This window comes from Leptospiraceae bacterium, assembly GCA_016708435.1.
GTDB lineage: Bacteria > Spirochaetota > Leptospiria > Leptospirales > Leptospiraceae > UBA2033.
This window is the reverse complement of sequence record JADJFV010000035.1, coordinates 183154-196910: the sequence shown is the minus strand read 5'-3', so window position 1 is coordinate 196910 and position 13757 is coordinate 183154. Positions and strand designations below refer to the sequence as shown.

The 13757-nt window shown below is 36.0% G+C and carries 12 protein-coding genes; 6 read left to right on the top strand and 6 right to left on the bottom strand.

The genetic code is table 11. The features are described 5' to 3' along the window. Window positions 1-70 precede the first annotated feature (70 nt). Complete coding sequence (locus tag IPH52_26220; protein ID MBK7058483.1) at window positions 71-406, top strand: hypothetical protein; 336 nt, start codon at window positions 71-73, stop codon at window positions 404-406. Window positions 407-630: 224 nt separating this feature from the next. Here IPH52_26220 and IPH52_26215 read toward each other — a convergent pair whose 3' ends face one another. Further along, entirely contained in the window at window positions 631-858 is a 228-nt protein-coding gene (locus IPH52_26215; protein MBK7058482.1) for a hypothetical protein, read from the bottom strand. A 287-nt stretch (window positions 859-1145) separates the two neighbouring features. Between IPH52_26215 and recA the strand changes: the two genes are divergently transcribed. Beyond that, window positions 1146-2315 (top strand): recombinase RecA, encoded by a 1170-nt coding sequence (gene recA, locus IPH52_26210; GenBank protein ID MBK7058481.1) that lies wholly within the window; start codon window positions 1146-1148, stop codon window positions 2313-2315. A gap of 128 nt (window positions 2316-2443) precedes the next feature. On the opposite strand, the gene IPH52_26205 is transcribed toward recA, so the two are convergent. Further along, window positions 2444-3028: a DUF4202 domain-containing protein gene (locus tag IPH52_26205; protein MBK7058480.1), complete on the bottom strand. Its 585-nt coding sequence runs from the start codon at window positions 3026-3028 to the stop codon at window positions 2444-2446. 4 nt (window positions 3029-3032) lie between these two features. Beyond that, window positions 3033-4283: a PQQ-dependent sugar dehydrogenase gene (locus tag IPH52_26200; GenBank protein MBK7058479.1), complete on the bottom strand. Its 1251-nt coding sequence runs from the start codon at window positions 4281-4283 to the stop codon at window positions 3033-3035. Window positions 4284-4638: 355 nt separating this feature from the next. Between IPH52_26200 and IPH52_26195 the strand changes: the two genes are divergently transcribed. The 3 genes from IPH52_26195 to IPH52_26185 are packed head-to-tail and all read left to right on the top strand — an operon-like array spanning window position 4639 to window position 10665. Then, a complete protein-coding gene (locus IPH52_26195; protein ID MBK7058478.1) occupies window positions 4639-7467 on the top strand; it encodes a TonB-dependent receptor in 2829 nt (942 codons plus the stop codon). Between the two features lie 2 nt (window positions 7468-7469). Further along, entirely contained in the window at window positions 7470-9050 is a 1581-nt protein-coding gene (locus IPH52_26190) for a hypothetical protein (protein MBK7058477.1), read from the top strand. 1 nt (window position 9051) lies between these two features. Continuing rightward, the gene (locus tag IPH52_26185; protein ID MBK7058476.1) at window positions 9052-10665 is read left to right on the top strand and encodes a HAMP domain-containing protein; all 1614 of its coding nucleotides are present in this window, start codon (window positions 9052-9054) and stop codon (window positions 10663-10665) included. 106 nt (window positions 10666-10771) lie between these two features. On the opposite strand, the gene IPH52_26180 is transcribed toward IPH52_26185, so the two are convergent. Continuing rightward, the gene (locus tag IPH52_26180) at window positions 10772-12100 is read right to left on the bottom strand and encodes a DUF445 family protein (protein MBK7058475.1); all 1329 of its coding nucleotides are present in this window, start codon (window positions 12098-12100) and stop codon (window positions 10772-10774) included. A 66-nt stretch (window positions 12101-12166) separates the two neighbouring features. Then, the gene (locus IPH52_26175; protein ID MBK7058474.1) at window positions 12167-12736 is read right to left on the bottom strand and encodes a DinB family protein; all 570 of its coding nucleotides are present in this window, start codon (window positions 12734-12736) and stop codon (window positions 12167-12169) included. An 83-nt stretch (window positions 12737-12819) separates the two neighbouring features. Here IPH52_26175 and IPH52_26170 point away from each other — a divergent pair, with 83 nt between their 5' ends. Continuing rightward, entirely contained in the window at window positions 12820-13386 is a 567-nt protein-coding gene (locus IPH52_26170; GenBank protein MBK7058473.1) for a hypothetical protein, read from the top strand. 5 nt (window positions 13387-13391) lie between these two features. On the opposite strand, the gene IPH52_26165 is transcribed toward IPH52_26170, so the two are convergent. Then, complete coding sequence (locus IPH52_26165) at window positions 13392-13751, bottom strand: STAS domain-containing protein (GenBank protein MBK7058472.1); 360 nt, start codon at window positions 13749-13751, stop codon at window positions 13392-13394. Between the last annotated feature and the right edge of the window lie 6 nt (window positions 13752-13757).

Here is a 13757-nt window from a genome sequence, read left to right as displayed (position 1 = left end):
GTTTTTTAGTCATACATATCTAATGGTATTTTTCATTGACAATTCTTTTGGAAAGAGAAAATCTTAAACCATGAACTCATTTGCAAAATACATCCTCCTATTTTTCTTTTTATCTTTCCAACAATGCACCCATGCAAAAGAAGCAAAATGGTCTGCAAGTCTCGGTAAATTAAATTGGGAAGAAGCAAAATCAAAATGTGCAAAGGAAGGAAAGAGACTTCCTACACTCGATGAATTAAAAATAAGCTTTGAGAAACAAGAATTAGAATCCTGGAAGAAAGACGGAAACACTTACTGGACATCAGATGAAGTTTCCTCTGACCGCGCTTTTTATTTTACATTGCTCAACGGAGTAAAATTCAGTTTAGCAAAAGACAAAAAAGTTTTAGTCCGATGCGTGCTTTAATTGCCATACTTAGAGTCACAAAGACACAGAGGTTTCTTAGGGCAGAGCCTTACATCAGAAAAATTTACTTCCTTTCGCAATTGAAGTTTGTAGACTGAGGAAATATTGATGAAAGAATTCATTTCGATTTTTATCATCCACTCTCTTTCACGCGAAGAATAGAAATAAAATCAATTCCAATCCAATCCGCTCTCTGTGACTCAGTGCCTCTGTGGCAAATCTTTTTACTCGAATCCTTCTTCTAATAATTTCTGAAATTTATCTACATCTTCTGGCAATAAATACAAAATCGCGCAGGCTTCGTGCATTGGCATTGCTAGATTTTCTAAAAATAGAAAATCTTCTCCCGTAACGAAGTAAGGAATCTCCATTTCATCTAAATGAAATTTCAAAATGGAAAGAAGTGGAACGTCTTTCGTTTTATAATAAGGAATAAATTCCGTTCTAGTCATAAATCGTGCCAACCTTTAGCAAAAAATCGCCTGTAAAAACAGTTTTTTTTGAAAAAAAATGCAATTTCGGTGAAAAAAAATCTATACATACATTAGTATAGCTTAGAAGATTGGAAAAGCGAAAAAGTTATCATTTATCCTCTATTTTGTCCGTGCCTCGTTGCATACTCAGAATAGATTCAGGTAGAGATTGTTTTTTTCTGAAATTTTACCAAAAAATCTCAGAATTTGCGCACATCAGAACAATTTTTTACCTAATTATATTAGAAACTAAATAGGAGTTATCCATGAAAAAAGGAAAAGAGGATAAGGCAGAGGAAATTCTCTCCGAGAAAAATGAAGAGAGAAAGCGTGCGATTGACGCCGCTATGGGTCAAATTGAGAAACAGTTCGGAAAAGGCTCTATCATGCGTTTGGGAGCAAATTCCGCCGTTGCTATTCCCGTTATCTCAACAGGCTCGTTGGATTTGGATATTGCCTTAGGAATCGGTGGTTTGCCGGTTGGTAGAATTGTAGAGATTTACGGTCCTGAGTCTTCAGGAAAGACGACACTTATGCTTTCTACAATTGCTCAGGCTCAAAAAAAAGGTGGAATCGCCGCCTTTATAGATGCCGAGCACGCTCTAGATCCTTCTTACGCCAAAAAGCTTGGTGTTAATATTGATGACTTACTTGTTTCGCAACCGGATAACGGGGAAGAAGCATTAGAAATTTGCGAATCTCTGGTTCGTAGCAATGCGATTGATATCATCGTAATTGACTCTGTCGCCGCTCTCGTTCCTAAAGCGGAAATTGAAGGCGATATGGGTGACTCTCATATGGGATTACAAGCCCGTCTGATGTCACAAGCCCTTAGAAAACTGACTGGAACGATTTCCAAGTCAAAGACTACGGTGGTTTTTATTAACCAGATTCGTATGAAGATTGGTGTTATGTTTGGATCTCCTGAAACGACTACAGGAGGAAATGCACTCAAGTTCTATGCAAGTGTGCGTTTGGATATTCGAAAAATTGAAACTTTAAAAGATAAGGAAGACCCAATTGGGAATAGAGTGCGTGTAAAAGTTGTCAAAAACAAATGCGCTCCTCCTTTCAAACAAGCAGAGTTTGACGTAATGTTTAATTCTGGTATTAATAGAGAGAGCTCTATCATTGATCTCGCGGTCAAACACGAAATCATTGTGAAGGGTGGCTCATGGTATTCCTATAATGGCGAAAAAATTGGTCAAGGTAAGGAAACAGTTCGCGCCTATTTGCAAGAGCATCCTGATCTATCAGGCAAACTCGAAGCACAGATTCGCGATCTAAATGATTTACCTCCAAATGGTAGTGGCGTTGTTGCAATCAAGCCAACTACTGAAAATGGAAAAGGTATTTCTCCTGAAAAGGCAGAAAAAGGTTCACGCAGGAACATGGCTTTAGAGGAAGAATTAGAATCCGCTGAAGCTGCTGTTTAAAATTAGCAGGCTTTCTTTTTAGAAACTATTGATCCGAGGTGGTAAAACACCTCGGTTTTTTTTTACTATCACCACGAAAACCTCGAACATCTTTTCGTGAGAGGTCTATCTGGCAAATAACGAATGCATTAAGCTATTGCCTTTTTTATCAACGATAGAACTCTTTCCGAATAGCTCAGTTTTAAAGCTTCTTCTTTTGCTCTATCACTCATCTTCGCCCAGGTCTTTTGAATAATTCCAATCATCTTTTCATCGTCGTGCTTTAAACTAAACCCTTCGATTTGGTATTGTAGGGTAACAAGACAAAGTGCATCTTCCATGGTTTGCACATCTGAATCTGCTTTCAAATTTTTCTTAAGGTTAATTGATCTTACCCGATCAACGACTACTTCATCGTATCCAACTTGTTTAAGTATTTTACCAGCTTCATCTGCATGATACTCGGCTAATTCTTTTTTCCACTTTGTATAGCCCTTTAGTCCTTCTGGATACTTAGAGCGTGGAATCTCCCATCTCTTAATATGTTGACACTTAGCGGCTAATTGCAATTCTTCTATTGCATTAGGGTTAAGCTTCATTATCCACTCATAGAGCCAGTTTGAATAGATTAATTCATATGGTTTTTCAAATCCATTTACTTCGATAAAATTCGGATCTTTAGAATTGGCTGTATCAAAAGCCTCCATTGCTTGTGTGAATAGATTTTTATTCATTCGATTACTTCCCTTCTATCCTAAATATTTTTCCTTTTCCTAAATCAACTGCATATACATTTCCATCTGCATCTCTTCCAAAAGAAGAAATCAATACAGGCCATTTTCCCAGTGTATAAACAGAATTGACTTTTTCCGATGCGTTATCCGGCACAGTTAAAGCCCAGATTCGTCCTGACATAAAATCGGCAAATATGTATTTACCTGTCAGTGCAGAGATTTCTTTTCGGGTATAAACATAACCGCCTGTAATCGATTGTCCATCTTCTCTCCCATATTCATAGATTGGATCGGTTAAGTTTTCTGTTTTACAGTTTTCTTTTGGCTCAAAGCAGTGAAACCCTTCTTTTATATTCCATCCATAATTCTTACCCTTCTCAACAATATCAATTTCTTCCCATGTATCTTCCCCGACATCTGCAACTATCATCCTACCTTTTGAATCAAAACTAAATCTCCACGGATTTCTTAATCCATAGGCAAATATCTCTGGCTTACAGCATTTATCCGCATAAAAAGGATTGTCCTCTGGAACTTTATAAGCTTTGCCTGTATCCGGAGTTGCATCTACATCAATACGAAGCATGCTGCCTAAAAAGGTTTTCGGATTCTGTCCATTACGGGAAGGATCTCTCAACCAACCACCATCTCCCCAACCAATATAAAGCATTCTATCCGGTCCAAAAAGAATTTGTCCCGCATTATGATTTTCATACGGCTGTTCTAGTTCCATTAGAATTCTTTCTGATTCTAATTTTGTATTCTTTAGATCATTGGGTAAAGTCGCAGTCCATTCAGCAATGCGGCTAATATCCTTTTTGCCTTGCTGCGAAACATAGTTTAGATATATTTTTCCATTCTTTCTAAAATCTGGATGAAAGGCTAATCCTAAAAGTCCTTCTTCGGCTTCTGTCTTTACTTGTATTTTTAAGATTTCTTTTATTTCTCTTTTTCCAACTTTGCCCCATAGAATTTTTCCCTGCTTTTCCAAAACAAAAAATTCTTCCGATTCACCCGGAGGAAATTGCATATCAGTTGGTTGCACATAACCAGAAGAAACCTCTCGAAGGTTGATTTGGATTTTTTCCCGCTTTTCGTCAAGTCCCGATGTAACGGGAACAAGATGCGCTGCATCTCCTTCAATTTCATATTTATCCGTTGAACCCAATTTTTGAATCAGAAATTTTTTTAATCCATCGCAACCAAGTAACAAAAATGCGGATGATAAAGCCAAGTATAAATATATTTTTCTCATAAATGAAATTCCTTTACAACATAAAGTTGGTATTGACGCAGATCTTGCGGCTAACTAATCTTAGACTGATTGCTCTCTGAATTTACGACTCCACATAAGAATTGAATCAGAAACTCAATAAGAATAAATCGACAATAACTCTATTCTGTTAAAATCACAAAAATAACCTTTGGCAATTGAGTCAAGAATAATGACAACTTAAAAGAAACCATTGATATCAATAAAAGAACAGAGTAAATAAAAAACTTGTTTACAGAAATTTGAGATTTAACATTAGTTTTTCTAGAGATTTTCTATGATAAAAATTGTTCACATATTTTTTCTATTTCTAACTTTTACAATAGGAGTTAGTGCAATGGAAAGAATTATTATTCGTGAACCCAGACAAATAGAATCAGAAAAGGATAATAAATTTGAGGACATTCTAAAACAGTCTATAATCAAAAGTCTTTCTTCTCGTTATAAAGTTGAGTTCACCGATCGGGAGGTAAGTTCTTTTTCTAAAGAAACAGACTTACATTTATACATCAACCTACTTTATGTGAGAGAGAAAAATTTCCCGCCCAATATCTATGCGCAAGTTTATAACCCACAAACCGGTGAAATTATTGATGCAATTTCCGTTTCTACTAAATACGAACTCCTAAATGAAATCGAAGCTGAGCTTGATAAAAATGAATTCAATATTCCGGACTCAGAGCGAGCCCAAGAATTTTCTCGTAAACTAGATATCACATTAAAATTAAATCCAGCCAGAAAAACACAGGGAGAAAATATAATTGAACATCTCACAAAAGAGCGAGTGGGTAAGTCTCCAGAATTTCAAAAGCAAAAAGCCTTGAGTGGGGATGCATCTAAAAATGTGTTTTTACTTTTAGAGGAGCAAATCGTAGTAACCGCTACAAGAACAAAATCGAAAATCAAAGATGCACCGGCGGCAGTCTATGTAATAACTCGCAAGCAAATGGAAGAGAGAGGCTACAGGACATTAATCGACGCGCTAAAAGATGTTCCCGGTTTTGATTTTCAACACACATATGGAGTTTATCCTGAGCTTGTTCACCAACGGGGGCTAATCGGAGAAAACACAAGATCCCTTGTCTATGTCGATGGAGTTTCGGATAACAATATTTCTGGTGTCGGTCCACTTGCGGGCACACTGCATTTTCCTTTGAGCAATGTAGACAGAATCGAAATTGTTTCCGGTCCTGCTTCTAGCTTATACGGAGCGAACGCATTCAATGGTATCATCAACATCATCACACGCGATGGTGCTAACTCAGGCGGATCTCATGTAGAAGCAATCTATGGTGGATATGACAGTAATTTTAGAAGCCCCGGAGCAGGATTGAATTTTTCTACTAGAGGCAAAAGTCAAACAATGGACATGAGCTATAGCCTCGGTGGATATTACTTTCAAACAGAAGGACCTAACTTTGGTGGAATCCAAAGAATCGAAAGGCAAACAGTAAATCCTTCAGCGGCTAATTATGCTAATCCAAACAATGTAAATAACTACGTTGAAAATAAAGCCTGCGGGGGTGTTTGCAATTCAACAAGAGGTGTAGGCTACACTTGGTCACCCGGATTTAATTCTGCGAATGTGGATACTTACAATTTGACGGCAAAGTTTACTATTGGAAACTTTCGATTTCAAACTGTCAACTGGCAATACCTAAATGGATTTGGAACTTTTACCAATGGAACGAATCGATACGATGTAAATGAAAGAGGCTTAGAAACTAACGTCTTTGATGACAGAAACAACGCAAGGCGAGCAGGAGTTTTACTTGGAAATGCTGGAACTCGTGGAAGAAGAGGTGGACAATACAATTTTAGAAATAATAGTATGGTTGTTGGACATACCAAGCAGATTTCAGAAACACTCACTCTTGACTCAGAGCTTGTAGTTCGAAATACGGAAATTATGAGTTCGAGCTTTCAAGATAACACTCGAACTAAATCAACTAATAGCTATTATAATTTTAAAGATTCAAATATTACGAGCAATAATTACACAACTAGCTTTACAACTCGACCCGATCACAGCTATCAACTCGAAGAAAAATTACAATACAATCCAAGTCAAAAAAATTCCTCTGTTGCGGGAATCATAGCAAGACATTCGGATGTTCCAGAATTTACTTCCGTCAATACTAGTAGCCAAGCGACATTATCACAAGATATAAGTAATTTATCTAATCGTGTTAGCATCAATAACTTTGGCGCATTTTATCAACATACCTTTCGACCTTCCGACTATTGGATATTTTCCGCTGGGTATCGCCAAGATTATAGTTCTATCTTCGGTAGATCACAAACACCTAGAGTAAGTGCCATCTATAAACCAACACAAAACTTAACTTTCAAACTTTTACTAGGAACTGGGTTCCGCGAGCCTAGCACATTTGAATTCTTAAATCGAACGGCAACAAGAAAAGAAAATCGAGGTCTTCGCCCTGAGTATTTGCGTTCTATCGAAATTGGCATTGCCTATAGATGGAACAAACTCTATTTATCCGCTCAAAGCTATTACTACAAAGTAACCAATTTGATTTCCACAGCGCAAACCTTAGAAGTAATTCCTGGATCAAATCCATCGAATACATGGCAACAAAATCAAAACGTGGGAAAAGCAGAAATTTTTGGAACAGAAATAGAGGCTAATATAAATTTGACCGAAAAGTTTTTGCTCAATGCTAACTACACTTATAGCGAAGGAAGATACTTTGATCTATTGCGCTCTGTTACTTCTTCTCCTTCTGCTTATGGTAGACCGGGAGATGATCTAACTTCTGATCTTTTAAATTTAGCGGGGATCAAAAATATTCCATCGAGTGGTCCTATTCCGCATATCGCACCAAATAAATTCTTTTTAGGTGGCACTTATACTATCTGGAAGAAGATGAGTTTGTATGTGGGAGTCAATTATGTAGACATTCGCAGAACAGTTGTTTCAAATCCTGTAAAGACAGTTTCTGGATATACTATGGGTAAACTCAATTTTCGATGGGATGATTTTATCAAAGATGGAATGTATATCAATCTATTGGTTGTTAATCTTGCCAATAATCTTTACTTTGATCCCGGAGTATTGGGAGGTTCTGGTAGTCTCGGTGGTCCTCCCACTATGCACCCCTTAGAGAAACGAAATATTTGGATTTCAGTTGGGTATAATTTCTAGCCATGATAAAAAGATTCTTTGCAATTCTATTAGCATTTCTATTTGCTCTATCTCTATATACGGAGGATAATCCAATATTATCCGTTCCGATTATTGTTTCATCGAATAATCCCTTTTATCTGCAAGCTCTAGCTGGAGTTCAATACTCTTCAAAATATGAAAGCGGAATTTATTATATGAACAATATCAAAGAAGAATATCCAGACATAAAAGACTTCTTTGCGAAAATCCAAAGTGAATCGCCATCTCTTATTATCACAATTGGAAACGAAGCCACCCGCACAACCAGGGAATACGTGAAAGAAACCCCTACTCTATTTCTAATGGTAGATGAACCAAAATCAATGAATCCAGAACAAGGAAAATTTTGTGGATTTGAGAAGGATGTTTCTTTTACAGATTATTTTGCAACACTGAGAGAACTTAAACCAACAGCGAGAAGAGTTCTAACATTTTATAATTCAGAACAGGGAGAAATACTTACTGCTTCTGGAGAATATCAAGATATTTGGAAGGGAATTCTTTTTAAAAGAATTAAAGTTGCCGGTAAGGATGAATTAAAAAAAGCATTAAGCGATAAATTGGGAAGTTTCGATGCATTGTATCTTTCTTCTGATAGAATTTACGATCAAGAAATGTTTGAATACATTTCTTCTTTCTGTCGGAAAAATGGAATTATCCTCATGACTCTTTACCCTGCACTAGTAGAATTAGGTGCAACATTCGCATTAGTCCCAGATTCATCTAATGTAGGAGTTCTGGCGGGGCAAATGGCAAATCTAATCGTTGAGAAAAAAGCAGAGTGTGAATTAGGACCTGTGCTTCAACCAGAGCAACCTTTTCTTTATTTGAATGAAAAATATGCAGAAGAGTCTGGAATTATAATACCAGAAGTATTAAAAGTAAAAGTGAAAACAGATAGAATACTATCTTTCGGAGTAGAATTGTATTATAAAAAAATGTATAAGTCGGCTAAGAACATATTTACCTCTATTTTAAAAAAAGATCCCAAGAATAAAATTGCTAAGCATTATCTTTCCGAAACTATAAATGTGACAACTAAAACAGAAATCGACTCGCTCTGGGCAAAAGGAGAAACTCTCCATCAATCTAAAAAATACAAAGAAGCAAGAGTTCATTACAAGAAGATACTCGACATTAACCCCGAATACTTACAAGCGAAGGATGCAATTGAGACTTCTCTAAAAGAAGAATCAGAAGGAATTCGGGAAAGTGCAAAAAGAAAAGATGCAACTGGCGATCCATTTCAAGCAATCCGTCTTTACCAAGAGGCTATTTCTCTTTATCCGACAAACAAAGAAGCTCAAAATGAATTATCCGTCATCCGACAAAGAGAATACGGAAAAATTGGTGACTATTTTAAAAATGGAGTCACTCTATACAATAAAAGAGAATACATTAAATCCATTGAACTCTTTACGAATATTCTACTCATCACACCGGAAGATAAAAAATCACAGGAATACCAAAGACTTTCCCTCGTAAAAAAAAATGCAATGGATCGACTTTCTAACTGTGCAAACAATACGGATGAAAAATGTTCTCTACTAAATAGGAAATGATATGAAACTTCGCTATAAACTTATTCTAGTCATTGGAGGCGTTGCAATCTTAAGTATTTTACCCCTCGCCTATTTTACTCTAAAGCAAAGTCAAAAAATCATTCTAGAGAAGACAACGGATGTTTGCCGCAACCTTGCTCAAAATATTTCCAATATTGCAAGAGAAGAACTTTTTCTAGATAATACCTATGAGGCAACAGAGTCCGTTATTTCAAAATTGAAAGACTCGCAAATCACAGGGCTCATGAACGTATATATCATAAACGTCTACGGAAAGTTTGTAGTTGATATGCAGAATATAAAAATTGGACAATTGATTTCTAAAGAAGAATTAAAATTCTATGAATCTATCAACGAACCGTTAACCGATACTCTAGAACGATCGGGCGCTGAGATTCTTCGTTTTAGTTTTCCTGTTTACTTAGATGAAGAGCATCCGATTCGAATCGGATTTGCTGTAATCGAATTTGATCAGAAAATTCTTTATGCGCCAATTCAAAGTATCCGCAATTTCATCATCTATCTCTCTATTGGTATTTTCATAGTTGTGATTTTTGTTTCCATACTAACATCATTTGCCATTACCCGACCAATCAATGCACTTACCCGCGGTGCAGAAATCATTGGTCTTGGAAATTATGAACATAGAATTGCAATTCCAGTGCGAGATGAAATTGGAACACTGGCAATTGCGTTTAATGAAATGACTGCAAAAATTCAAGGCTCTGATAAATTAAAAAATGATTATATGGTAGCGTATAATCGATTTGTGCCTCAAGAATTTCTGAAATTTTTAAAGAAGGATTCTATCCTGGACATTCATCTCGGAGACCAAGTGCAAACAGAGATGACGGTTTTATTTTCAGATATCAGATCATTTACTAATTTGTCAGAGACTATGACACCTAAAGAAAATTTTGACTTTTTAAATTCCTACCTTGAGAGAGTAGGTCCTGTTATCCGCAAGCACAATGGCTTCATTGATAAATACATTGGCGATGCTATTATGGCACTCTTTCCATATGAGCCAGAAGATTCCATTAAAGCATGTGTAGAAATGCATAAAGTAATTCAAGTTTATAACGTTAGGCGCGAACAGCATGGATATAAACCAATTAAAATCGGAGTAGGAATTCATACTGGAAACTTAATGCTTGGAACGATAGGCGAAAACCAAAGGATGGACGGAACTGTGATTGCAGATGCCGTAAACCTTGCCTCTCGAATCGAGGGATTAACTAAAATGTATGGAGCTTCTACCATTATTAGCGAGAGAACTTTTTTTGGACTATCAGATCCAGACAGATACCAATATAGACTATTGGACAATGTGCAAGTCAAAGGCAAAAAGGAAGTAATCTCTATTTTTGAAATCTTAGACGGAATAGCGGAAAATGTTTTAGAGCAATACATAAATACAAAGGCAGACTTTGAAATGGGAATTTTTACCTATCAAACAAAAGAATTTAGACAGGCATTGGAATGCTTTAAGACTGTATTGGTAAAAAATCCAATTGATGTTGCAGCACAAAAATATATCGAAAGATGCAACCATGCAATTGAATTTGGAATTGGAGAATCCTGGGACGGAGTAGAAAGACTCAGCAGTAAATAAGTGTTTGCCACAGAGACACAAAGACACAGAGTTATTTAAAGAGAGTATACATAAAATTCACAATACATATTTCTTCCTCTGTGACTCAGTGCCTCTGTGGCGTAAATTATTTCTCGTAAAGTTTTTGGTTTCGGTAATAGGAAATCCATGTTAATACAACAAGTCCGAAGACCGGAACTGCAAAGTAGATATGCACTTGGATAAATCCAGCGATTAATCCCAATACTCCGCCAAGAAATTGAATCATAACTAAATTTCCGCCGGTATTATCTAAAATCATTTTCTCCAATTCGTCCGTATCTAATTTCATCACTTGCTCTTGGACTAAGTTGGTCACGTTGATTTGGTGAATGATCTTAGCGATATTTGTTTTTAGATACTCACTGCCTTCGGGGGATTGCATGAACTCAATCATTTTATGCTTAGCATAATCTAAAATTCGAAACGAATAATTTCCAACCTTTGCCCAGTTCGCAGGATTATCTAAGAACTTCTTTAATCTCTCAATTGCTGCAGGCAAAAAAGTCTGCCTTGAGTATTCACTTGCCACATCCACCCAGTCTTTTACTTGAGATAAAATAAATTCCTGTGTCTCCGGCGACTCCATTTTCTTTTGTAGATCAATGACAAGAATATCCATAACCCCCATGAATTGTTCTGTAGTATCTTCATCTTCTATAAATTTTTGTAGCATATCTTGCAGGGCAGCGCTATCAAAAGAAATAATCTTTTTAAGACCAATTCCAATATTGCCTATTGTATCTTTTTGTTTTAAGTATTCATCGATTGCATGATTTAGAACAACGGATAATCGTGGTAATTCTTCCAAAACCAATTTACGAATCAGTTCTACTAGATACTCTCTGTTTTCCCTCGATTGAATGTATTCATTTATCTTAACACGAGTTTGGTCCCAGAGTTTTTTGATTTCTTCTGGATTCTTAGCAAGCTCTTTTAGTGTTTCTTCTGTAAAATTAAATACCTGCGAGAGAAGATCGGGTCCTTTTTCTTGGAGAAGAGTAATAATCTTAGCTGTTACTCTATGACGAACATCTTCGTCTTTCAAAAGTTCATCTAGCCATTCTCCTAATTTCTGAGTGCCTGTTTCGATTAGCTTTCTCTCATAAACATATTCTAAAAGAATTTCGGGAGCAAGAAGATTTGTCTGAATGCTTTTGCCTAGACTTTGTGCAATATTTGCTTTGTTTTTAGGAACAAGTCCCTCCCAACCTAATACTTTTCCTTGCTTGGGTTGAAATAGCATTTTGATTGCAAGATAATTTGTATAATATCCAACAATTCCAGCCATACAAATAATAAATCCTGCATCGACCCAAATATTTTTTTCAGTGAGATAAAGTTGCACAATTCCAAACGCGAGCGTAATAACACTTATCCCACGTCGAAACCATAAGTCTAGACTAGCTACATCCATTTAGTTCTCCTTTCTAAATTCTTACACTTCTGCCGTCAGAGGCAAATAACGAGCAAACCAATTCCATTAAAAATATGTCCATTCTTGATTTAAACGTTTTGATACAATATTGCAATGGTGAATTGGATGAAGCATTCCAATCATATACATTTCGCGAGCTGGAATTTTCCCCAGAAATGGATGTGGCATTAAAACTTTATTTAATTGTTCTTCACTCCATTGATCAATGGCTAATGCGTATTTGTCCCATGCTTTATTCCATTCCAAAATTAATTCACCTTTGCGTTTGCCCGTATCCCCATCTACTTTTTCTTTATTCGGAGCAAATGGTCCTGAATTCTGTCCTTTGCTCAGTGCTTCTAGATAAATATCTCCAACAACTTGAAATCGACGAGCAGGAGTTGCTGATTCCCCAAATACAATCGAAGCTAAGAACTTCGGAGTAGCGAAAGTCAATGTTAACAGCCTAGTGACTCGGTTGATATGCTGCATATTTTCCGCAGGCGACCAACCAGTCGTCGACTTTTGAAAGAATATTTTTTCTTCAAGAGAGTTAAATCTAGTTTCTAGATTTCTTTTTAAAGTTAGGACAAAGTTTTTCAGTTCTTCTTTTGTATAGGGATCAGTTAATTTCATAAAATTTTCTTTCCTCTTTCTTTTTTAGAATAGATTAGTTGTCTCTTTCGACAACTCTAATAAATGGGATAAAGGGTTTTATTTTGAAAGTAAGTTTTGAATTTTGGATTCTTTCTTTTTCTTTAGTATTTGTGAGGGCAATCGACGCTTTAGTTACATTTACTATTACGCCGGACTTGAGTCATGAGGGGAATCCACTTGTATACATAGCAAATTTAGGTTGGACAACGTTACTCATTGTAAATAGTCTCGTTGTTTCTTTGACCATCTTGATTCTTTATTTTTCAACTCGTTTTCCAGCAGATTCTTATCCAACTGAAAGCAATTACTCTTTCAAAGAATTCATCTCTCATTTTTTATATAATGATAAATTTTCTTTTCATAAGATTTATTTTTTTGTTCCACATAATAAAAAAGCAATTTTGAGTTTTACTGGTTTTTTATTTCCAAGGGTGTTTATTAGTTGGAGTTTACTTATTATTATCCACAACGTAAGCATTCTACATTCAAGTCTATACCAAGAGTATAATTTTTATTGGAATCTGTGGATTATTATTTATACTTTTCTTGTGCCGATTACTTTTTTTTATTTTTGGAAGTTTTTCCGAAATGAATATGGTAAGTATCGCAAACTCTCATCTAGCCTTTAAAACAATTACGAATTAAGATACTTCAATGCTTCTTGCGCATTTTCAAAATAGGCTTTCTCTCGTATATACAAGGGGAGCGCCTTATGCATAGTATTCGCAACATTTTTATGGAAATTCACAAATCCAATCTTGCCATCTAATTTAGTCAATTGAGCATGAAATCTCAATAGTATACTAATTCCAGAAGAATCTATGAAATCTAATTGTTCAAAATCAAAAAGAAATCGATGAATTCCAGTCTCTAGAATTGTATCCAAAACTTGCTTTAAATCAGGTGCATCTAACAAAGTCAATTCACCATTAATGAAGATGATACTGACTTGCCCCTCTTTCTGAACATTCACACGAATTTTTTCATTATCCATTTGTAT